Origin of the sequence: Aliihoeflea sp. 2WW (genome assembly GCF_000497755.1) — a bacterium.
Lineage (GTDB): Bacteria > Pseudomonadota > Alphaproteobacteria > Rhizobiales > Rhizobiaceae > Aliihoeflea.
This window is the reverse complement of the sequence record NZ_AYOD01000010.1, coordinates 36,632-56,831: the sequence shown is the minus strand read 5'-3', so window position 1 is coordinate 56,831 and position 20,200 is coordinate 36,632. Positions and strand designations below refer to the sequence as shown.

23 protein-coding genes are annotated in these 20,200 nt (G+C 64.6%); 4 read left to right on the top strand and 19 right to left on the bottom strand.

Annotated features, from left to right (window positions below; genetic code table 11):
* Positions 1–86: 86 nt before the first annotated feature.
* From ALII_RS0106585 to ALII_RS0106510, 17 genes are all read right to left on the bottom strand, one after another.
* Positions 87–1,031, bottom strand: coding sequence for an IS110 family transposase (locus ALII_RS0106585; RefSeq protein ID WP_081718912.1), 945 nt, complete (start codon positions 1,029–1,031; stop codon positions 87–89).
* Positions 1,032–1,663: 632 nt separating this feature from the next.
* Positions 1,664–2,062: a TetR/AcrR family transcriptional regulator gene (locus ALII_RS21865; protein ID WP_081718911.1), complete on the bottom strand. Its 399-nt coding sequence runs from the start codon at positions 2,060–2,062 to the stop codon at positions 1,664–1,666.
* A gap of 87 nt (positions 2,063–2,149) precedes the next feature.
* A protein-coding gene (locus tag ALII_RS0106580) for an IS3 family transposase (protein ID WP_152529556.1) occupies positions 2,150–3,402 on the bottom strand; the annotation gives its coding sequence in 2 pieces (ribosomal slippage) (positions 2,150–3,048 and positions 3,048–3,402; 1,254 coding nt in all).
* Between the two features lie 427 nt (positions 3,403–3,829).
* Positions 3,830–4,270: a ribbon-helix-helix protein, CopG family gene (locus ALII_RS0106570; RefSeq protein ID WP_051375790.1), complete on the bottom strand. Its 441-nt coding sequence runs from the start codon at positions 4,268–4,270 to the stop codon at positions 3,830–3,832.
* 3 nt (positions 4,271–4,273) lie between these two features.
* A complete protein-coding gene (locus tag ALII_RS0106565; protein WP_024586527.1) occupies positions 4,274–6,316 on the bottom strand; it encodes a conjugal transfer protein TraG in 2,043 nt (680 codons plus the stop codon).
* A 148-nt stretch (positions 6,317–6,464) separates the two neighbouring features.
* Positions 6,465–8,201 (bottom strand): VirD2 family relaxase/mobilization nuclease, encoded by a 1,737-nt coding sequence (locus ALII_RS0106560; RefSeq protein ID WP_024586526.1) that lies wholly within the window; start codon positions 8,199–8,201, stop codon positions 6,465–6,467.
* The gene (locus ALII_RS22320; RefSeq protein WP_152529555.1) at positions 8,198–8,446 is read right to left on the bottom strand and encodes a hypothetical protein; all 249 of its coding nucleotides are present in this window, start codon (positions 8,444–8,446) and stop codon (positions 8,198–8,200) included. Before ALII_RS22320 ends, ALII_RS0106560 begins: the two co-directional genes overlap by 4 nt.
* On the bottom strand, positions 8,443–9,204 hold the full coding sequence (locus tag ALII_RS0106555; protein WP_024586525.1) for a lytic transglycosylase domain-containing protein: 762 nt from the start codon (positions 9,202–9,204) through the stop codon (positions 8,443–8,445). The genes ALII_RS22320 and ALII_RS0106555 overlap by 4 nt, the downstream gene beginning before the upstream one ends.
* Before the next feature lie 237 nt (positions 9,205–9,441).
* Positions 9,442–9,768 carry a DUF736 domain-containing protein gene (locus tag ALII_RS0106550; protein ID WP_024586524.1) on the bottom strand — a complete coding sequence of 109 codons (327 nt, stop codon included), beginning with the start codon at positions 9,766–9,768 and terminating at the stop codon, positions 9,442–9,444.
* Positions 9,769–9,802: 34 nt separating this feature from the next.
* Positions 9,803–10,363, bottom strand: a complete 561-nt coding sequence (locus ALII_RS0106545) for a S26 family signal peptidase (RefSeq protein WP_024586523.1) — start codon at positions 10,361–10,363, stop codon at positions 9,803–9,805.
* Entirely contained in the window at positions 10,360–10,854 is a 495-nt protein-coding gene (locus tag ALII_RS0106540; RefSeq protein ID WP_024586522.1) for a DUF2840 domain-containing protein, read from the bottom strand. The genes ALII_RS0106545 and ALII_RS0106540 overlap by 4 nt, the downstream gene beginning before the upstream one ends.
* Positions 10,851–11,609, bottom strand: coding sequence for a site-specific DNA-methyltransferase (locus ALII_RS0106535; RefSeq protein ID WP_024586521.1), 759 nt, complete (start codon positions 11,607–11,609; stop codon positions 10,851–10,853). The genes ALII_RS0106540 and ALII_RS0106535 overlap by 4 nt, the downstream gene beginning before the upstream one ends.
* 292 nt (positions 11,610–11,901) lie before the next feature.
* A complete protein-coding gene (locus tag ALII_RS0106530) occupies positions 11,902–12,765 on the bottom strand; it encodes a replication initiator protein A (RefSeq protein WP_024586520.1) in 864 nt (287 codons plus the stop codon).
* Between the two features lie 20 nt (positions 12,766–12,785).
* Complete coding sequence (locus ALII_RS0106525; protein WP_024586519.1) at positions 12,786–13,046, bottom strand: helix-turn-helix domain-containing protein; 261 nt, start codon at positions 13,044–13,046, stop codon at positions 12,786–12,788.
* Between the two features lie 137 nt (positions 13,047–13,183).
* Complete coding sequence (locus tag ALII_RS21860; RefSeq protein ID WP_244437350.1) at positions 13,184–13,651, bottom strand: DUF2285 domain-containing protein; 468 nt, start codon at positions 13,649–13,651, stop codon at positions 13,184–13,186.
* 19 nt (positions 13,652–13,670) lie between these two features.
* On the bottom strand, positions 13,671–13,994 hold the full coding sequence (locus ALII_RS22940; RefSeq protein WP_024586517.1) for a DUF6499 domain-containing protein: 324 nt from the start codon (positions 13,992–13,994) through the stop codon (positions 13,671–13,673).
* A 155-nt stretch (positions 13,995–14,149) separates the two neighbouring features.
* A complete protein-coding gene (locus ALII_RS0106510; RefSeq protein WP_024586516.1) occupies positions 14,150–14,413 on the bottom strand; it encodes a DUF2285 domain-containing protein in 264 nt (87 codons plus the stop codon).
* A 227-nt stretch (positions 14,414–14,640) separates the two neighbouring features.
* Between ALII_RS0106510 and ALII_RS0106505 the strand changes: the two genes are divergently transcribed.
* Positions 14,641–14,856 (top strand): helix-turn-helix transcriptional regulator, encoded by a 216-nt coding sequence (locus ALII_RS0106505; protein WP_024586515.1) that lies wholly within the window; start codon positions 14,641–14,643, stop codon positions 14,854–14,856.
* A gap of 9 nt (positions 14,857–14,865) precedes the next feature.
* On the opposite strand, the gene ALII_RS22850 is transcribed toward ALII_RS0106505, so the two are convergent.
* Positions 14,866–15,033 carry a hypothetical protein gene (locus ALII_RS22850; protein ID WP_173401398.1) on the bottom strand — a complete coding sequence of 56 codons (168 nt, stop codon included), beginning with the start codon at positions 15,031–15,033 and terminating at the stop codon, positions 14,866–14,868.
* A 213-nt stretch (positions 15,034–15,246) separates the two neighbouring features.
* Here ALII_RS22850 and ALII_RS0106495 point away from each other — a divergent pair, with 213 nt between their 5' ends.
* Both ALII_RS0106495 and ALII_RS0106490 read left to right on the top strand, forming a co-directional pair.
* On the top strand, positions 15,247–16,290 hold the full coding sequence (locus tag ALII_RS0106495; RefSeq protein ID WP_024586514.1) for an IS110 family transposase: 1,044 nt from the start codon (positions 15,247–15,249) through the stop codon (positions 16,288–16,290).
* Positions 16,291–16,782: 492 nt separating this feature from the next.
* Positions 16,783–17,529 carry a sulfite exporter TauE/SafE family protein gene (locus ALII_RS0106490; protein WP_024586513.1) on the top strand — a complete coding sequence of 249 codons (747 nt, stop codon included), beginning with the start codon at positions 16,783–16,785 and terminating at the stop codon, positions 17,527–17,529.
* A gap of 118 nt (positions 17,530–17,647) precedes the next feature.
* Here ALII_RS0106490 and ALII_RS0106485 read toward each other — a convergent pair whose 3' ends face one another.
* On the bottom strand, positions 17,648–18,049 hold the full coding sequence (locus ALII_RS0106485; protein ID WP_024586512.1) for a single-stranded DNA-binding protein: 402 nt from the start codon (positions 18,047–18,049) through the stop codon (positions 17,648–17,650).
* A gap of 672 nt (positions 18,050–18,721) precedes the next feature.
* On the opposite strand from ALII_RS0106485, the gene ALII_RS0106480 reads away from it, so the two are divergent.
* Entirely contained in the window at positions 18,722–20,086 is a 1,365-nt protein-coding gene (locus ALII_RS0106480; RefSeq protein ID WP_152529554.1) for a hypothetical protein, read from the top strand.
* Positions 20,087–20,200: the final 114 nt, after the last annotated feature.

Sequence of the window (20,200 nt, the reverse complement as noted above, 5' to 3'; positions counted from 1 at the left end):
ACCGGGGTGTCCCTCTTCTACCTATCCGTCAGTTCGCCATCACCTCACGTTGCCCTGACCATTCCTTCAGTCCGCCCTCAGCCCGATCATGCCGCCGAGACCCGAGGTCTATAGCTGGTTCCGTCGCGCAAAAGCGCGAAGATTGTCCGCGCCATGCGGTTCGCCAATGCGATCGCGACCACCTTGGTCTCCTTCGTCGCCAGCTTTCGCGACAGCCAATCCGTTCCTGGGCGTCGGCTCCTGCGGCGGACCATGATCTGGGCCATGGCTCCGAGATACAGCAGGCGTCGGATATATCGGTTGCCCATCTTCGAGATGCCGCCACTCCTTGGCTTGCCGCCAGTCGAGTGCTGTTTCGGCGTGAGGCCAAGCCAGGCAGCATAATCCCGTGCTGAGCCGAAGTTGCTGACATCCGGTGTCGTCGCGGCAATGGCCGTTGCGGTCAGTACGCCCACTCCAGGGATCGAAGCCAGCCGTCGGCTCATCTCGCTCTGCCGGTGAACATCCTCGATCTCCGCGGTCAGGCGATCGATCCGCGCCTGCGTCTCCGCGAACTGGTCGAAGAGCGCCTGAAGCGGCAGGCATGCGGCATCCGGCAGGGCGTCCAACTCCAACGCCAGCGCTTCGACGCGCTTCGTCCCCTTCGCAGCCACGATCCCGAACTCGGCCATGTAGGCGCGGATCGCATTGCCAGTCTGGGTGACCTGTCCGACGAGGAAGTCCCGCGCGCGGTGCAACACGAGCGCTGCGGATTCTGCTTCGCTCTTCACGGGAACGAACCGCATCGACGGTCGCGTCACCGCCTCGCAGATCGCTTCGGCATCAGCCGCGTCCGTCTTCCCGCGCTTGACGTAGGGCTTCACATAGGACGGCGGCATCAGCCGGACCTCGTGACCCATCTCCCGCAATCGGCGCCCCCAGTGGTGTGCCCCGGAACAGGCCTCCATGCCGATCAGACAGTTGGGTTGCTGCTCGAAAAATGAAAGAAACTGGCTCCGCCGGAACTGACGCCGCACAACAGCTGAGAGCATCAGGACCTTCTGCGTGGAGGTTGACGTCGACGTAGGCGTCCATCTCGATGAAACCGGTCGCGCGCGCTTTGCGCTTGCGTGGTCGTACTTGACGTTGCAGCGCGGGTTGTGGCTGCTGCGTTCAGGCACATTCTGGCAGCACCTACCGGAACACTACGGCAACACGATACGCCCGACACGCCGAAAACTTCCTCGAATTCGTCCAGATCGCCGCAATCGCTCAATGGCTGCTATAAATGTGGAATCGTCCTAGTAGTATATGAAGTGGAGTGATCAGCGCGCGTCGGCCATGTCTAGACCAGGATCGGGACTCGTAACCGTACCTCTCGCCGTCGTGCCCGGCGATTGCGCACCGTCAGCCCCCTCATCTCGGTAGATGCGGCTTCTCTGCGATGACTTGCCTTCTCCGACGCAACAGGATGAGCTGGCGCCGGGCGTCAATGCCCAGAGAGACCGTTGACGATGTAGTCGCGCACGAACCGACGGATGTCATTACTATCCACACTTTCTCGATCACTATAGAGTACGAACATCACAGCAACACGAATGATCCACCGTGCTGTTGTATTAAGATCTAGTTGCCTAATAGCCTTTCTTTGCATTAAAATATTCAAATATGGAGTCAGAATTTCTTATGAAGTTCGAAGAAGAAACTCCGATTCGACAGTCATCCAAGAAATTACCAAATCTCTCTCAAGCGTCCATAGACGAATAAAAAGTTGATTATTACGAGAAAGATCAACAAAACCGACAATTATCTCAACAATCAATTCGTCAGTTTTTGATTGGACATCAAGCTTAATTTTTAAATCGCCGTAGAACGACGCAAGTTCACGCCGAAGCACAGCCGCAAGGACATCATTTCGGTTGTTAAATTGTTTATATACCCACCTGCGCGAGAGACCACTGCGTGTTGCAATCTCCTGCATCGTCGTTCGTGCGTGGCCAAAATCTGAAAGGCAGGCTACTGCTGCATCGAGGATGCGATTGCGGATGGCCGTCGATGATGAGTCTATCTGCGTGATTGGCATATTGTACTGATCGTGGGAGTCTGTCTACAGGACCATTTTTAACAGAAGACATCTTACCCTGTTTGACCGGACAGGCGGCGGGTTGCATTAAGCACCAGCGGCCTTGGCCCTGAACTCACGCGGCGAGAGGAAGCGCAAGCCGGAGTGCGGGTGGATTTCATTGTAATCGTCGAACCATTTTGGCAGCAAGGCCAGGACGGTTTCGGCGTCGGGCAGAATGACGTTTCCGGCGTAATCACGCTTCAGGGTTTTGACGAACGCCTCGGAGATGCCATTGCTCTGCGGCGAGCGAACAGGGGTGAAGGCCAGTCGCAAGCCCAGCGCCGCTGCGGTAGTCGCCGTTTCCCGGGCGATGTAGGCGCTACCGTTGTCGGACAGCCATTCGACAGGATGCAGCGTCCTGGCGTTGCCGAAGCGCTGCTCGACGGCCTCGACCATCAGATCGCGCACCATCTCGCCCGAGACGCCGGCATGGGCAACGGCCGACCAGGCGATGATCTCACGGTCACAGGCATCGATGACGAACAGCACCCGCACGATCTCGCCGTTGCGGCATTTGAGTTCGAGATGATCCGAGCACCAGCGGATGTTGGAACGCAAGGCAATGACGACGCCGTCATGGGTGCGAGCCGGGCGATAGGCGGTATGGCGCGTCAGCACGAAACCGTTGACCTGCATGATGCGCAGAACCCGCTTGGCGTTGACGGGCGGCAGGTCCTGGGCACGCCTCTCGCGGTTGAGCAGAGCCGTGATGCGGCGATAGCCATAGGTCGGCCGTTGATCAACCAGCCTGCGGATCACGGGCAGCACGGCCACATCTTCAGCCTTGGCGTATGGCTTACGCGTCGCCGGGCTTTCGAGATGGCGTTTCTTCGCCTGCTCGACGAGGTTGGAGCGCGAGACGCCGAGCGTGTCGGCAACCGTCTTCACAGCGAACCGTCCTGGTTGAACGAGGCGAGCCGCAACGTTGGCTTTTTGGGGGCGACGAGATCGAGCGCCTCCTTGAGGATCTCGACCTCCATGGTCTTCTTGCCCAGCATGCGCTCCAGGTCGCGCACGCGTTTCTCGAGTTCGCGGACGCGACCTGCGCCAACGACATCGTCGTCGGCCTGAACGGCGGTCGCACCGCCTTCGAGCATACGGCGCTTCCACGCAAAGAGCTGACTGGGCGCAATACCGGCGCGGCGTGCCACATAGGACACCGACATGCCGGGCTGCATGGCCTCTTCGACGAGGCGCACTTTCTCGGCTGTCGTCCAGCGCCGCCGGCGCTGCACCGAGGTGATCACTTCAACACGAGGCGAAGGAGAGAACGGATCAGAAGTCATAGTCATAATCATAGGCGTACGCCTATGCCTTATCGGCTATGCCGCCTGTCCGGTCAAAACGGGGTGCACTCCAGGAAGCTAGCGCCGCTTCGCCCTTAGTGTCCATTCCAAATTGCGCTGTCGATGCCTCGACCGACAGCATCTGCCTCCCGCGCAAGACGGATCTGCACCGGGTCGTGAATACGCTTCTGTGTTTGGCTTCCTCGGGTGGCGTGTGCCGGCTATTCTGCGAGGTTGGTGTAGCCCCCTCCCGGCTATAGGCCTCCGAGTGGTAAATCCGCCGTATTTCAAGTCCGGCTCGATCAGGTTAATGAAATGTAACCCGAGCGCGTCCACGAAACTCGGGTCTATTCAGAAATCATCATGGCGCTGACCCCGACCCTACTCGCTTAGGAGAGTGACCGACGGTTAAGGAGAATGTCTTATGCACACGTTCCCTTCATGAAATATCCTCCGAAACCTCTTGGCGCAGTCGTGGACCTCGGGCGAGACGCCGACCGAGCGCTTCGAGGAATTTTTCGTAGCGCTCGCCACCCTTGGCGCGGGCGGCCGCACCCTGGACGATCTCCGGCAGGGATATGGTCGAGGTCAGCCAGGATCGCATGAAGATGGCGAAGGCTTCGTTGGCGATGCCGATGTCGCGTTCGAGGCGCTGGATGTTGCGGTCAATCCGGTCGAGGCGCTTGACGATGGCGGCTTCCTTCCGCTCGTCGGCATCAGGCGACAGGAAGGAGGCGATGGCGGCCTCGGCTACGATCGAGCGGGATTGCTCCCGGCGGTCGGCGAAATCGGCCAGCAGCCGCATCAGTTCCGGGTCGAGGTAGACGGACAGGCGCTTCTTCCTGTCCGGCCGCTCCAGCCTGTCGTCGGCGTCGCGCATCGCTCACAGATCCATGTTGTCGCCGGGGTCCATCGAGACCTGGCGCGCGACGAGCCGCATGTTTCGGACGAGCGCCCGGTTGGTGGCGGCATCGGTGTCGGGCTCATCCGCTTCGGGCTCGAACTCGTTGGCGGGCTGCTTCGGCTGCTCCGGCGCGATGTCCTTGTGCGGCTCCAGGCCCGGCTCGCGGCGCAGACCGGCATTGGCGGGATCGTCGTCCTGCTTCGCGGCGGCAGCCGGCCGCGCCGCGCCGTTCGCGGCATGAGCGGAGCCGTTCGCCGAAGCGGCCGTGCCCTGGGCGGGGATCGCCACGACGATCGGCTTCAGCGCCGACCAGTCGTCGGGGCGCTGGACCAGGCCGGCGCGCGGGTTGGCGGGAACGGGAAGGAGGCGCTCGGTGAGACGGGCATCCTCGTAGTAGCGCGCCTTGTTCGCGCGGATCGGCGGGATGCCTGCTACCATGACGATCTCGTCGTCGGGCGGAAGCTGCATCACCTCGCCGGGGGTGAGCAGCGGCCGGGCTGCCTCGGAGCGGGAGACCATCAGGTGCCCGAGCCAGGGCGCAAGGCGGTGGCCGGCATAGTTCTGCATGGCGCGCATCTCGGTCGCGGTGCCGAGGGCGTCCGACACGCGCTTGGCCGTGCGCTCGTCATTGGTGGCGAAGCTGACGCGGACATGGCAGTTGTCGAGGATGGAATTGTTGGCGCCGTATGCCTTCTCGATCTGGTTGAGCGACTGCGCGATCAAAAACGCCTTGATGCCGTAGCCGGCCATGAACGCCAGGGCGCTCTCGAAGAAGTCGAGCCGGCCGAGCGCGGGAAACTCGTCGAGCATCAGGAGCAGACGATGGCGGCGGCCTTTCGCGTGAAGATCCTCGGTGAGCCGGCGGCCGATCTGGTTGAGCACGAGGCGCACGAGCGGCTTGGTGCGGGAAATGTCGGAGGGCGGGACGACGAGGTAGAGTGTCGTCGGCCGCGCGCCGGACACGATGTCGGCGATGCGCCAGTCGCAGCGGGCGGTGACAGTCGCGACGACAGGATCGCGATACAAGCCCAAAAAGGACATGGCGGTGGAGAGCACGCCGGAGCGCTCGTTGTCGGACTTGTTGAGCAATTCACGGGCTGCGCTGGCGATGACGGGATGCGGTCCCTTCTCGCCCAGATGCGGCGTGGTCATCATGGCGGACAGCGTCGACTCGATCGGCCGGCGCGGATCGGAGAGGAAGGCGGCGAGGCCGGCGAGCGTCTTGTCCGTCTCGGCATAGAGGACGTGGAGGATCGCGCCGACCAGCAGTGAATGGCTGGTCTTCTCCCAGTGATTGCGCTTCTCAAGCGAGCCTTCGGGATCGACCAGCACGTCGGCGACGTTCTGCACGTCGCGAACTTCCCATTCGCCCTTGCGGACTTCGAGGAGCGGATTGTAGGCGGCGGACTGCGCGTTGGTGGGATCGAACAGCAGGACGCGACCGAAGCGGGCGCGCAGGCCAGCGGTCAGATCCCAGTTCTCGCCCTTGATGTCATGCACTATACCCGAGCCTGGCCAAGTGAGCAGGGTCGGCACGACGAGGCCGACGCCCTTGCCGCTTCTCGTCGGCGCGAAGCACAGCACATGCTCGGTGCCGTCATGGCGGAGATAGTCGCGGTCGAGCTTGCCGAGCAAGACGCCATCGTCGCCGAGCAGACCGGCGGCGGCGATCTCCTTGCGCTCGGCCCAGCGGGCGGAACCGAAGGTGCGAACGTCCTTCGCCTCGCGCGCGCGGTAGATCGACATGAGGATGGCGACGGCGATGGCGATGATGCCGCCCGACGCGGCGATGCCGGCCCCTTCGTAGAAGATGGTCGGCGCGTAGGCGTCGTAGAAATACCACCACCAGAAGAAGGCGGGCGGCGGATAGAGCGGCCAGCCGGCCAGCTCGAACCAGGGCTGGCCGAGCTGCGACTGAAAGCCGAGCCGCCATGCGGTCCACTGCGTCGCGCCCCAGACCGCGACCAGCACGAGCGAGAAGACGACGACGATCTGTCCCCACATGACGCGGCTGGCGGACACGGCGGAAATTCTCCTCAAATTCGTTTCACGAGAGCGAAGAAGGACAAGCGCGGCGCGGGTTTCAATGGCGAATGTCTGCGGACTCGAAGCCGGTCGCAGATGGTGCGGAAAATACTTGCGCGGTGCGGCGAACAATCGTCGCGACTGCTCACAGTCCCAGCCCGCGCTTGCGGCCGAAAGACCAATCCACGCCGGCGTCGCCGCGGGCGACGCCGGAGATGTGCTTGCCGATGTGCTTCTCGACGGATGGCGTCCAGGGAACCAGCTTGAAGCCGAGCCCATCGTCGATCATGGCGAAGCGACCAGAGGCGAGCGCGAAGCGCTGCCGGTAGGTGCCGGCGACATATTCGCCTGCGGCCGACTTCTGGAAGGGCGTGCCGGTCTCGGCCGCGAGCTTCTGGCCGAGCGCGTCCAGCTCGCGCTCGCGCAGCGTGGCGAGCAGGTTACGGGCGAAGACCATGCGCGTGCCCTCGCGCCGGGCTAGGCCCTCGGCCGCGAGATGATCGGCGCGGGCCTCCATTGCTTGCTTTACCTCCAGGCCGAAGCCGCCGCCGAGGTCGACGGGATCGCGGGCGATGTTCTGGCGATCGAGCCAGGTCGAGCCGGTGGCTGTGGTCTGCTGCTCGATGGAGAGGTCGGCGCGCACGGCGAGAGCGGTGCGTGTCCGGCCATCGCGATCTTCGTAGCGGCGCAGCTCGACGATGGAGCCGGGGGCGGAATCGCCGGCCGCGTCGAGGTCGTGGAATCGGATGTGATGGGTGCGGCCGTCGATGCCGTCGACCACGGCATAGGCCGTGCCGCGCAGTTCGTCGTCCAGGCCACGCTCGACCAGCCGGCCAACAATGGGATCGGCATTGGCCTCGCCGGCGATGACGTAATCGGTCAGGCCGCGATCTATACCGCTTTCGGTCAGCGCGCGGTGCATGCGCTTGATGATGTCACCGCGCTCCCCCAGCTCGCGCAGAGTGGGTTCGGCTTCCTCGGCGATGATCCATTGGCCCGGGCCGATGGTCTCGGCGAGGCCGAGCCGTTCGAGATGGCGCAGCCGGCCGACTTTCAGCGTGACATACTCGTCGGGCTGCCTGTCCGGCGACGGGGCGACGTCGATGATGCCGTGGCGGTTGGCATCTCGGACGAGTTGGCGGTCGAGCTGGGTCCAGCGCTCGGCCGCGACCTGGCGCTCCAGCGAGCGGCGAATGTCGAGGTCGGCGCGCGGGCCGAGTTCCTGGGTGATGAGATCCTGCGCCCGGTTGCGCATGCCCTCCTTGATGTAGTCGCGGGCGATCACGAGGTCGTTGCCGTCATCGGCACGGCCGCGCAGGATGACGTGGACATGGGGATGCTCGGTGTTCCAGTGATCGACGGCGACCCAATCGAGCTTCGAGCCCAAGTCCTTTTCCATCTGCGCCATCAGATCGCGGGTGAAGGTCTTGAGGTCGGTCATCTCCAGCGCGTCGTCGGGAGAGACGATGAAGCGGAAGTGGTGGCGGTCGTCCTCGCAGCGTTCGGCGAAGTCCTTCACGTCGGCGTCGTCCGTCTCGGGGCCGAACATGCGCGCCTTCTCGCCGTCGCGGGTCACGCCGTCGCGGCGCAAATAGTTGAGATGGGCGGTGAGCGGCGCGGACCTCGCGGTATGCCTGACCACGCGGGTCTTGATGACGGCGCCGCGCGAACGGCTGGTGATGAGGCGGTTGGCGCGCACGCTTGCCACGCGCCCGCGCCCGAAGCGCGAGCCGTTGCCGGAGGTGATCCTGCCGGAGCGCGAGACGCGGCCGCCGGCCTTCTGCGCTGCGGCAAGGGCTTGGGCGACAAAGGGCTTCGCCTGCTGCGCCCTGGAGGAGCGGATGCGGCCGGGGCGGATGCGGAAATCGTCGTCCCGGCTCATGGTGATTTCCGCTGCGATGTTCGGGTTTCGCTGAAACCGTTGAACAATCTCAGGCCGCGCACCTCGCGCGCCTGATCCGCGATGCGCGCGAAATCCCGAAAAACCCCGCAACAACAACCGCCCGACCGAGCCGCGATGTGCGGCTTTTTATCCCGCCCTCCTTCGGTCGGTTGTGCCGCTGCCCCGCAGAGCACCGCAATCCTTGCGATTGCGCACCACGCGAAGCGAGAAAGCACGATGGTCAACGCCGATCTCCTTCCCTTGCCGGCCGTTCCACGAACAGGCCGTCGGATGGTGGCGCGAGCGCCGACAGATCGACGATCGCCGGTGCGTCGGAAGGTCGGCCGGAAGGAGAAAGGGAGTTGTCCGTATCGCCGTGATCGTGGTCCGCGAAGCGGGCGACGAACAGCGGCGCGCGGGACCATGCCTGCGACGCAGGGGAGCGCACCATGTGCCTGATCGGGGCCGTGCCGTCGATCATCGGCATGATCTTCGCGACGTATTCGACGGTCTCGGCCGGCAGCGCGCGGCCAGTTGCGAGATGGTCGTCGTAGCGGCCGGGACCGGCATTGTAGGCGGCGAGCATGGCGTCGACCGAGTCGTAGCGGTCGTGCATCTCCCGCAGATACGCCGTGCCGGCGAGGATGTTGTCGCACTCATGCCAGGGGTCCGCGCCGAGGCCATGCTTCTTGCGCAGCTCGTCCCATGTCGCGGGCATGACCTGCATCAGACCCATCGCGCCCTTGGGCGAGAGCGCGGCGGGATCGTTGACGCTTTCCACCACCATGACCGCGCGTATCCAGCGCTCGGGAATGGAGAAGCGGCGAGCGGCAACGCCGATACAGGCCGCCCACGGATCGGCCGATGCGGCTGCCACGCTATGCAGCTCGGGCGGCGGCTCGGCCGACGCCGGAGCGGCCAGGGCGGCGATCATGGCGCATGCGGCCAGCATCGCCATGATCGTCCGGTCGGCAGCGCGGGCACCGCCGTCCCGATGCGCCATCAGCCTGCCATCGTGCTCGCTGCGGCCAAGGGCAAGGCTTCCCCGGCGGCCGGTATTTTCCGGACGGGCATCGTCGTAAGACGTGTACGCTCCCCGGAAAATAGGCCGCCGCCCCTGACCTTCGCTGCGCGCGACGGCCGCCCGACAGGCGATCGGGTCGAGGGGAGTGACCGGCGTTCGACCGATCAAGGGGAGTGAGCCTGAAGGATCACGAGAACGGCGGCAGCGCATGACGGGTCATGCCTCGCCGTCGTTTTTCTTCCGGCGCGTCCAGAGAAGATTCCATGCGCCCTTCTTGGTGTCGGACTCGAACAGGCGGGCGCGGATCGGCTCATGGAAGGACGGATCGTCTATGGTCAGCGACAGGAAGCTGCCGGCCTTGTCGCCGGTGCGGTCCCAGGCCGCGCCGACTTCCTGCCCGTCGAGGAAAACGCGATGCTCGGGCGCGTTCTCCGCGTCCGATTCCTCGGCCGGGAGGATGGCCACCTCGACGTCGAGGGTGAGCGTGCGGATGCGGCCGAAATAGCCGTCGTCGTTGCGGGTGAAGGTGCCGATCTGGGCCATGCGATGTTCCTTTCGCGGGTTGAGAGGCGAGCCGTCACGGCTCGTCGGAGACCGGCTCGCGGAAGGATTCCGTGGCCGGATCGGGGTCGTCGGTGCTCCAGACGGGAACCGCCCGGCCGACGAGGGCGGAGACGGGAAGCGGCCCGAAATAGCGGCTGTCGAAGCTGTCGGGGCTGTCCCAGTTCATGAAGAAGGCTTCGCCGGCGAGGAGCGTGCGGCAGCCCTGCCAGACCGGCAGCGGCCGGCCGCGCGTGTCCAGCGCGCGGGCCTCGCCATAGGTCGTGCCGTAGGCGACGATCTCCGCGCCGGAGCGGCAGACAGTGGTGCCGGACAGAGCCAGCACGCGCTTGATGAGCGGCAGTCCGCGCGGCAGGTAGCCGCGTTCGTCGAGGAATGCGGCCAGCTCGTCGGGCGGCATGACCACGGCGAGGTCCGTCACCGCGATCTTCCCGGCCGGCACGATGCGGTAGAGGCCGACCGGAACGCTGGCCGATGCGTTCCAGATCACGCGGACGTCCGGCCGATGCAATGCCGGGGCCGCGACCAGCGCGGCGCCGGCGAGCATGGTGATGAGCGTCACGCGGCGCGCGGTCATGGCAGCAACTCGCGGCGGCGCAGCCAGGCGCGGTGCTGCTCGTGACCATAGGCTCGGAACGGCCCGTTGACGCTGATGCGGTTGTGGAGGTGACGCCAGTGGTCGGGCGCGACGTCAGCCGGATCGACGCCGAGCGCCTCGATCGCGTCCACGGCCTTCAGCACCGCCTCGACCTTCGGCCAGCCGGTGATGCGCAGCAGGATCTCGCCGCCGGGTCGCACGAAGGGCAGCGTCTGGAACGGCTCGCCGCTTGCAACCGCGCGCACGATGTCGATGCGCGAGATGATCGTGCCGTGCTCGTTGCCGGCCCAGCGAACGAAGCCGAAGATGCTGCCCGGCGCGAAGACGACGACACGGCGATGACGGTCGAGGCGCTGATCCTCGGCGGCTCGGCCGAAGCGTATCCAGTGCTCGATCTGCTTCTCGCGCCAGGTCAGCTCGACCACTGTGCGGTCGGGAGACATGCCGGCGCTGCGGATACCCGCCGTCATGGCCGTGCCCCTTCGGTGAAGGGCAGCACGGACGCGATGCGCGCCCCCGCGCGCTCGGCCATGTCGGCGTCGATCTCGCAGCCGAGATAGCGTCGGCCGGTGAGCCGACAGGCTTCGCCGGCCGCGCCCGACCCAGCAAACCAATCGCCGACCAGGCCGCCCGGCGGGCAGCTCGTGCGGATCAGGATTTCGAGGAGGAAGACGGGCTTCTCGGTCGGGTGGATCGCGTAACCGTGGGCGTTGCGCACGAAGATCACGGAGCGCATCAGGCGCGGGCCGCCGTCCTCGCTGACATAATGGCCGGCGTCGATCCGGCCGGTGTGGGGTGGCCGCATCTTGCGCCGCACGGTGCGCGCCGTGGCGTCCGGCGTCGTCTGCACCTCGTTGTAGACGGCGCTCCACGGCACGTCGGCGCGGCGGAACTGCACCGCCAGCTCATGCACCCTGCGGAAGCGGTCGGCGTGGAAGGAGGAGCCGTTCTGCTTCTCCCACACGATCTCCTGCGCGTAGGCCAGGCCGGCGTCGGTGAACGCCTTCGCCGTGGTCATGAAGGAGCGCAGCGAGCCGAACACCCAGAGCGAGCCGGACGGCTTCAGGGCGGTGCGCGCGAGCGGCAGCCAGCCATCTACCTGCCGATCCCAGGCGAGCGACGTGTCGCCATAGGGCGGATCGGCGAGGATCAGGTCGAAGGGACCATGCGCCGGCATGAGGTCGCGGCAATCGCCCGCAAGAACCGTGGGAGGCAGGATCGTCATGGCGCGATCCCCGGCAAGCGGAGGAGCATCGTCGCCACGCCTTCACGGCTGCTGCGCGGTTGTCCCCTATTTCGTGAAATGGGCGACCGCGTTAGCAAGAATCCGAAGGATTCTTCAGTTAGGGAAGTTAGAGGGGCCGGATTCCGCTTGGCGAATCCGATGCTTGCGGGGCGCCGGCGTTCCCGATGGTACGGGATTCGCGTTCCCGAAAAGACGGGAATCGGCGTTCCCGATAGTACGGCTCCGTCCACATGATTTCCACGTCTGCCGTGGTGCAGGGCTCCGGGCGCGGTCATGACCGTGTTCCGCCGCGCTTGCGCCGGCGCGGCGCCCGGTCATGGCCGTCCGGCTGGAAGGTGAGCCGCTGGCGGCCATCGGGATCGTCGACCAGCGCGAGGCGGTAGCCGGGCAGCGGCTGGCGCTGGACGATGGCGCGCAGCTCGAAGCGGAAGCGCCTGAGCGGCGACAGGCTGCCCGACTTGAGATGGAGGTGCGGAACGTCGAAGCTCCAGCCGCCGTTCTGGCGGCCGCCATGCTTGCGCACGAGCCGGTAGAGCCATCGTTCGAGGCCGCCTGTCAGGTCGAAATACTGGCGGTCGATGGTCAGCACGAGGGCATCGTCGATGACTCCTGCATAGAACCAATCGGGCAGGATCAGCTCGATGCCCAGCGATCGCCCCTGCGTGTCGAGGCGCTCCTTCCACTCGGCGATCCACGAGAAGCGGTGGCGGCGGCGCTCGGAGGGCTGGCGGATCGAGGTGAGGATGGTGGTCGATTGCAGCCGGTCGAGCGCGGCCTTCAGCCTGTCGTAGTTCAGGCCGGAGTCGGTGCGGCCGATGAAGGTGAGGATTTCGTATGGGGTGGACGACATGAAGCGCGAGGTGGTGAGGCCCCTGTCGCGCGCGTCGACGATCTGGCTGGCGGCCCAGATCAGCACGTCGGCATCCCAGATCGTCGCCATGCCGTGCTCGGCCGTGGCCTCGACGCGGATCGACACGTCGCCCATGCGGAAGTCGATCGGCGTGACGCGGTGGGACTTTGCCAGCGAGAAGAACGGCCAGGACATGAGATCCTGCGCGTCGCGCGCCGCGATCTCGCCGGAGCGCGCCCGGAAGAGTTCGAGCTGCTGGCCCTGATATGTGCGGCGCGACGACATGAAGGCGGACACCGGGGCGATCAGCGCGCCGGGCCGGCGTCGGACGCGGATGCGTCCGCAGACCGTGACGCCGCCTCGGAGGTCGATTGGCGGGCGCAGGCGTCGATCCAGGCTTCGAGGTCGGCGACGGCATAGACCACGCGGCCGCCGAGCTTGTGGTAGATCGGCCCGGTGCCGTCGCAACGGTGCTTTTCGAGCGTGCGCGGCGACAGGTCGAGAAGGCGCGCGGCTTCCGGCGTTCGCACGAAGCGCGGCCAGTCGGTGGCGGTGCTGTTGGACATTGTGGGCCTCCGTCGCGGCCGCCGTGAGGGCGGCGAGTCGGGTGCGACGATGGCGAAGAATCGGCGGCCCGGCGGAGTGACAAAAATCGGGGGGTCTTAGGAGAAGTGTCCCCCCTCAAGCGGCTGGCCGCGGGGGCTCAGTCGCGGTCGGGACCGTCGCCTGGTCTGTGCGGGATCAGCCATTGCAGATAGTCGCGCTCGATCTGCCGGCGGGCGGCCGCGAGGATGCGCGCAAGCCGCCGCCGCTCCGGCGCGTTCTTCCAGTCCACGGCGCGCAACGTCTCGACGGTTCGGTTGATGAGGACGGCGGCGACCACGCGGCGCGGGGCGCCGGATTCCACGCCGTCCCAGGCGCGCAGCATGAGGGCGGCGCGACGAATCTGGAAGACGGAAAGCCGCTGCTGGCGCGGCAAGGGGCCGGACGGCCTTCCGTCCAGCCGCCGCTTCAGGCGGCCCGCATTGCGGTGCCGCCACCAGAAATGCTCGTCGAGCGGAAGGAAGATGCCGGCTCTGACCGGCTCATCGCCGGCTCGGAACCAGAGGCGGTGATCGCCGGCGCCGTCCTCGGCGATGGCGTGCAGGCCGTCGCCGGCCAGCTCGCCCACGACAGGCAGCGTGCGTGGATCAGGAAGCGAAGAAGCTGCAAAGCCTTCGGGGACAGCCATGACAATGACGGCCGCAGGGAAGTGCCGGGGCAGCCATACGGGCCGAGCGGTCAAGGCCGATGCAGAAGGGTCCGCCGGGAAAGGCAAGCCCCCAGCGGCGGGACAGATGCGCTATCGCCTCTGCCTTGTCTGCGCCGCCGGAGGCGATCCTTCTCACGGTGTCGGCATAGTCCTGCCGATAGTCGCGGTTGCGACGAAGAAACTCGAAGGTGATGCCGCCCCGGTCGAGACGGCTCAGACGTTCCTCGAACTGCGGTGATCGCCAGTCGTGCAGCGGCTCCATGACGAAATCCTCCCCGCCCGGTCGTTGCCATCGGGATGATTCGAGTATTGGCGGGGTCGGCCGCGCGTGAAGATGGAAAATCGGAATGTGAATCTCGACCTGGGCGAGCAATCCCGATTTGGGGCGTCGTCAACGGCGCGGCGATCGGGAGCCGGTCATTGCATGCGCGGTTCCAGCAGATGCGGATAGCCTTGCTCGGTCATCCAGCGGGCTCGGGCGAGATGGGTGTCGTGCATGTGCTTCGCGCGTTCGGGATCGACGTTGACGTCGAGGCCGAACACGATCTTCACGACTTCGCGCCAGTCGGCGCCTTCCTCGGCAGCGTCGAGCAGGCGAAGATAGGTGGCGAGGTGGGCTTCGTCATAGGCGTTCACCCTGTCGGTCAGCGGCGGGCTGTCCTTGAAGGGAGTCTTGCTCATCGTTGTGTCCTTACTTCCTCGCGCATGTAGTTCACAAATACGTCATCGCTTCGAGGTGCAATAGAAGTTCCGCGACTGGCATCGAAGATTCTCGGAATGGCGACATTCCGCGATTGGACAGAAAGCCGACGTCTGCGACGCATCCGTTTTTCTCGCATGCGGCCCACTATAACGAATCGGAACGATCGTTCCTAGAACGATAGTTCCGGTTCTGATTCCCATGCGTCATGGATCTCAAAGAGGTCATGGCGATCAACATGCGTCGGCTGCGCCATGACAAGGATATGACGCAGGAAGAAGTAGCGGAGCGCGCGGGGCTGAGCCCTCGCTACATCGGCTCGATCGAACGCGGGAAGGTTTCGGCGAGCGTGAGCGTTCTGGGAAAAGTGGCCGACGCATTCGGGGTCGATCCCTGCGAACTGATCCGGACATCGAAACGCTGACGTTCGCCCTCAAGGGGCGAACGGGTCTATCTCGCGGATGATGGCGTCATCGTCGCCGTCATATTCGGCGGCCGGCATGGCGCCGACCGTGCCGTCGCCGGTGCGGAAGATGACGATCGTCACCAGCAGGGTGGCGGCGAGGCTGAAGGCGAAGGCTTGCGCATCTGGAAGGGACATCGTTCCGGCTCCTGTTCCGGAGCGGGGACCATCCCCGCTCGACAGGCGCCCGATGGGTTTCGGCCGCGGCCGCGATCACCGCGACGGCGCAGCCGGGAGCGGCGGCACGCTTTGCGTAGTCCGACCCTTGATGAGGTGGAACGGCCCGCTCCGACAGCATCGAAGTGCTAAAACGTGGTCGTTACTGCAAACGCCACAAGGGGGGACCGTTCCGTGAAAGATGTTACCACTATTGGATTGGACTTGGCGAAGCACGTTTTCCAGGCTTTTGGCGCGGGCGCCGAGGGCACGCCGCTATTCAACCGGAAGCTACGACGCGCTGAGGTATTGCGCTTCTTTGAAAGACTTCCGCCGTGCCTAGTGGGTATGGAAGCATGTGCCAGTGCGCATTGCTGGGCGCGGGAGATATCAGCCTTCGGGCATGACGTCAGATTGCTGCCGCCCCAATACGTCAAGCCATTCGTCAAGCGCGGCAAGACCGACGCTGCCGACGCAGAAGCCATAGCTGAGGCGGTGACGCGAAAGACGATGCGGTTCGTCCCGGTTAAGACGGCCGAGCAGCAGGCTGCGGTGATGGTGCTCAAAACGCGGGCTTTACTGGTGCGTCAGAGGACACAAGCGATCAATGCATTACGCGCACATATGGGAGAGCTGGGTATCATCGCTCCAACCGGCATCGCCAACGTCAAGGCATTGGCACCAATCATCCGGGATGAGGAAGACACCCGACTGCCTCCCGCTGCGAGGTTTGCCCTGACCGAAATAATCAATCAGATCGAGATGCTTGCCACACAGATCGACAAGCTCGAACGTGAGATCGTCGTCCAAGCTCGGCAAGATGACGAGATGCGGCGCCTTGCGACCATCCCTGGCGTTGGTGCTATTATCGCTATGGCCGTGAAGGCATTCGTTCCCGATCCCGCCGGCTTCAAATCCGCTCGCCACTTTGCAGCCTGGATCGGGTTAACCCCGAAAGCACATTCCAGCGGCGGAAAAGAACGGTTAGGGCGAATATCGAAGATGGGCAATCCGGTGCTGCGATCATTGCTGACGACGGGGGCGGCATCGGTGCTACGTCATGTCCAGTATCGCGACCGAGTTTGGCCGTGGCTGAAGAACATGCTCACGCGGCGCCCCTTCAAGGTCGTGGCGGTGGCGCTTGCCAACAAGATCGCCCGCATGATCTGGGCATTGCTAACCAGAGGTGGAATCTACCGAGACCCAACAGGACTTGAGGCAGGACCTATCGCCGCATAAGCGCAGGACCGCCGAGACGAGCTGCCCGGCGACCGCCGGCAGGTGAGGTGCACAACAGACGATGAACCACGGGACGAAATCCCGAAACAGGACAGGCCGAAACCCGTGACGCGCACAAAGCGCGCCCCCTTGATCCAGCCACCTGCTTCGCGGACTTCATCGAGGCCAGCGGTCATGACCGCACAAGTAGGCCGGACATATGACCGCACCGTTCCCATGTGGTGAAATAGACTGAAGAGCACCTTGCACCGCGGGCCGTTCCACATATGAAGAGCACCTTGCACCGCGGGCCGTTCCACATATCACGGGTTGATCGTGGAAGGCCGCGACTGGAACCAAGGTAAGCCTCAAAGAGCGCGGATGGTCATCCGCCGACACGAGCCGGGCCGTCCTGACCTGCGCTGGACGTGCCGGAGCTGCTGCGCGCGCCAGACATGAGAGTTGGCAACAGTTTGCTTTCGAGCACCGGCCGGCGGGTGCTACAGCGCGCTTATGACTGACGCTCTGTTCGCCCTGGCGCTGGCCGTCGTGGCGCTCCTCTATTCGGCCGTGGGACAGGCCGGCGGCACCGGCTATGTCGCCGTGATGGGCCTGGCCGGCTTCGATCCGGCAACGATCAAGCCGACTGCCCTTGCGCTCAACGTGCTGGTGTCGGCGATCGGGTGCTATCGTTTCCATCGCGCCGGCATGCTGACGTGGCGCACCGTCTATCCGTTCGCCGTGCTTGGCGCTCCATTCTCGCTGCTGGGCGGTGCGCTGCATCTGCCGGCATCCGTCTACATGCCCGTCGTGGGCATGTTGCTGCTCATTGCCGGGGTGCAGATGCTCCGCTCGGTGAAGGCCGCCGCGACGCTCGACGAGCAAGCGCCGGTCGTTCCGCCGTTCCTCCCGTCGCTTCTGGTGGGAGGCGTGATCGGACTGGTTTCCGGGGTGACGGGCGTTGGCGGAGGAATATTCCTGGCGCCTGTCGTGCTCGCCATGCGCTGGACGGAAACGCGGACGGCGGCCGCAATATCGGCGGTGTTCAACCTGCTGAACTCCGGTGCGGCCCTGCTGGGCGCATGGGCGACGATGCCGACCCTTCCGGCGCAGTTGCCGACATGGCTGGCCTGCGTCGCCATTGGCGGGCTTGTCGGATCGTGGCTGGGCGCGAGATACCTCAAGCCGGGCGCGCTGCGGCTGGTGCTGGCGGCGCTGCTGCTGGTTGCCGCCGCGCGGATGATCGCGACCGCATTCTAATGACGTCATCTGTGCCAGCGTGCTGCGCCGGGCTGTGCGCTTCCAGCTCCGCGAACCGCCGGCCGCGAACGTGAGGAAGGCCCGGCGGCTTTCGCCGCCGGGCTCTCGACACCTCCTTTCAGAACGGAATCTCGTCGTCGGGATCGTTGGCGCCGCGGCTGTCGTCCTCACGCTTCGGCCAGCTCAGGAAGTCCACCGTCTCGGCGATGATCTCCGTGCTGTAGCGCTCGACGCCTTCCCTGTCGGTCCACTTCGTGTAGTGGATGCGACCACGGACCAGCACCTTCATCCCCTTCTGGCAATGCTGCTCGACCGTCTTGCCGAGGCCGTTGAAGCAGGTGATGCGGTGCCATTCGGTCTCCTGGACCCGGTAGCCGTCCTTGTCCCGCAGAACCTTGCCTTCCGCGTAGCGGGGGCGCGAGGTGGCCAGTGTGAAGTGGACGATGCGGGTGTTGTTGGTGGTGGTGCGGCCCTCGGGGTCCTGACCGATGTTGCCGGCGAGAATGACGATGTTCTGCATGGTAGTTCTCCGTTGCTTCAACCGGAGGGACCGTCCCTCCGACGAGACCCGGCCACGGCCGCCGGGAGCCGACAGCAACCCTTAAGGCCCGGAGTGGGGCGGGCAGGCGCTTCGCGCCAACACGGTCCGGAGCCGCGGGGGTTGAGGGCGGAAACCGCTCGGACGTAGGGGATCAGTCAGTCGGAGGGCATGTCCTTCCGCGAACGCATCACGGAGAAACCGCAGAACCTTCCTCCTTGCCGGCCCGACCATCGGTCGAGGCGACGGACGCGCCGTCACAGGAACCCGCGCGATCCCACGCGCTCGCCACCATCGCATGCCAGCCCGGATGAAAAGTCGGGGACAGCGCCGGTACCGGCGTCCGGGCGAAGGGTGCCGCCTGCGCCTCAACGGCGATGGCGACGGTTCCGTGCGAGCCCGAAGGGATGGAGGCATGGACCGGGCCGGTCGCCACGCTACGACGGACCGACAGGGAAGATGTCGATAGCCTCCTGCGCGCGATCATGCCGATCGGTGCGATTGCTGCCGGATGGATGCGGAGGTCGCGCTGCGGCGTGGGAACTTACACCGGCGTTGGTCCCGTCATGAGGAGGGATCGGAGAGCTGGCGCAGAAGCCGTCGCGGCCTGCATTCCGGGGAGCGGCCGAGCGCGTAGATGATCGACCATTCCTGATGCCACCAGAACGTGCGATGTTGGAAAAGGCTGGAGGGAATGACTTGGGAACGGAAATAAATGATCCGCCCGAACCGATCCGACTGGCCGTCGCCGACCTTTGGCGGACGGGATGTCGAACGGAGGAAGAAGCTTATCGTTCGGCAGCATTTCGGTTGCTTGAGAGCAATTGCGCTTCGATCTACCCGCAGATCAAAGGTTCCCGGCTCCCGAAGCATCCATCGGGTGACTCATCGCGAAAGGAACTGCGGACAGCGCTCGAAAACTTCTTTCGCTGGAACGGGACGCCTTGGCATTCGGGCAGCAGGCCGAGCATAGAAGAGACAGCGCTGAAGCTGCACCAGACCTTTCTGGCCGAAGAGGTGAAGCGGTATCATTTCGCGCCACTCGATCGGCTCGATTTGGAGGATTCCAGCGAGCGGGCACACCAAAGCGTCGAAAATATCCGGTTCGGAACGAACGAGATCGCCTTTCTCAGAAGCGCCGATCTCGGCCGGCGTGTGCGGCATGATGCGCTGAAACGCTTCGGCCGTTGGCAGCAATTTCCCGTCGAAAGATTGGATGGGTTCTATTGGCTGGTCACAAGTGAGTCCGAGCCGGCTGGAGCCATATGGGAACGCACCTGGCTCGGCGTGCTTCACAAGCGATGGGACGAGATCGGAAAGGTTCCGGTGTTCGAGTCGACGTTTCCGTCGCCTGTGGAGGATGCGCTATTCGTGCTGCTGTTGTGTTTCAGCAAAGAGTCGACCGATGGCCCGTGGGAACCGTTTGACGTTCCCTGGGTCTATTCGTTCTCCGACGATCCGTTCGCCGACGCGCCGCGTGCGCCCAATGCCGAGGCTCTGACTTGGACCCTCATCGGCCATCCGGACGAGGAGATCGAAGCTCCGGATCGGTCGGAGTCTTTCGAGCTTGGCCGACAACAACTCGATACACTCGAACAGCGATGGCGAGTGCTTCAGGCGGCGCTAGCAAAGAGAGAGACGAACAGAGCGAACATCCATCCGCTGACTAAGCACTTCTTCGTCAAAGCTCTAGCGGAGGAAGGGATCGACGAGATCGTCGCGAACATAAGCTGTATCGAGGCGACCCTGATGCTGAGGGAATATCGCGGCCGCGAAAAGATGAAGAGTAGATACAAGCGCCTCGTTGGTGACGACGCTGAGGCGGGCTGGCTGGAGCGCGGTTACACGTTGCGAGACGAATACCTGCACAGCCTCGGTCATCCTAAAGCAACGATCTCATGGGACGACCTTGGACACATTCGGCGAAGCGTAGCCAAGGCGGTAGAACGGTATCTCGAACTGACCGACAACAAGGTTGATCTGAATCGGGAAGAACTGCTCCGCTCTCTGGAATCGTAAGCGTCCGGCTCGCCTGAGGGATTGGGGTCGATCATGCGACGACACTGCTCCATAGCGATCTGCCGCCTGCCGCACGGTCATAAGGCCCTGAATAGGAGGGGCGAATAGGAAATA

Bases quoted from the DNA above. Each gene is read 5' to 3' on its own strand.
- ALII_RS22850 (WP_173401398.1), bottom strand. From the start codon at position 15,033: ATGTCCCTTCCAGATGCGCAAGCCTTCGCCTTCAGCCTCGCCGCCACC.
- ALII_RS0106510 (WP_024586516.1), bottom strand. From the start codon at position 14,413: ATGAGCAAGACTCCCTTCAAGGACAGCCCGCCGCTGACCGACAGGGTG.
- ALII_RS0106525 (WP_024586519.1), bottom strand. From the start codon at position 13,046: ATGTCCAACAGCACCGCCACCGACTGGCCGCGCTTCGTGCGAACGCCG.
- ALII_RS0106585 (WP_081718912.1), bottom strand. From the start codon at position 1,031: ATGCTCTCAGCTGTTGTGCGGCGTCAGTTCCGGCGGAGCCAGTTTCTT.
- ALII_RS0106485 (WP_024586512.1), bottom strand. From the start codon at position 18,049: ATGCAGAACATCGTCATTCTCGCCGGCAACATCGGTCAGGACCCCGAG.
- ALII_RS0106480 (WP_152529554.1), top strand. From the start codon at position 18,722: ATGCCACCAGAACGTGCGATGTTGGAAAAGGCTGGAGGGAATGACTTG.
- ALII_RS21865 (WP_081718911.1), bottom strand. From the start codon at position 2,062: ATGCCAATCACGCAGATAGACTCATCATCGACGGCCATCCGCAATCGC.
- ALII_RS0106540 (WP_024586522.1), bottom strand. From the start codon at position 10,854: ATGACGGCGGGTATCCGCAGCGCCGGCATGTCTCCCGACCGCACAGTG.
- ALII_RS22940 (WP_024586517.1), bottom strand. From the start codon at position 13,994: ATGGAGCCGCTGCACGACTGGCGATCACCGCAGTTCGAGGAACGTCTG.
- ALII_RS0106490 (WP_024586513.1), top strand. From the start codon at position 16,783: ATGACTGACGCTCTGTTCGCCCTGGCGCTGGCCGTCGTGGCGCTCCTC.
- ALII_RS0106570 (WP_051375790.1), bottom strand. From the start codon at position 4,270: ATGCGCGACGCCGACGACAGGCTGGAGCGGCCGGACAGGAAGAAGCGC.
- ALII_RS0106530 (WP_024586520.1), bottom strand. From the start codon at position 12,765: ATGTCGTCGCGCCGCACATATCAGGGCCAGCAGCTCGAACTCTTCCGG.
- ALII_RS0106545 (WP_024586523.1), bottom strand. From the start codon at position 10,363: ATGACCGCGCGCCGCGTGACGCTCATCACCATGCTCGCCGGCGCCGCG.
- ALII_RS0106535 (WP_024586521.1), bottom strand. From the start codon at position 11,609: ATGACGATCCTGCCTCCCACGGTTCTTGCGGGCGATTGCCGCGACCTC.
- ALII_RS0106560 (WP_024586526.1), bottom strand. From the start codon at position 8,201: ATGAGCCGGGACGACGATTTCCGCATCCGCCCCGGCCGCATCCGCTCC.
- ALII_RS0106505 (WP_024586515.1), top strand. From the start codon at position 14,641: ATGGATCTCAAAGAGGTCATGGCGATCAACATGCGTCGGCTGCGCCAT.
- ALII_RS0106550 (WP_024586524.1), bottom strand. From the start codon at position 9,768: ATGGCCCAGATCGGCACCTTCACCCGCAACGACGACGGCTATTTCGGC.
- ALII_RS0106555 (WP_024586525.1), bottom strand. From the start codon at position 9,204: ATGGCGCATCGGGACGGCGGTGCCCGCGCTGCCGACCGGACGATCATG.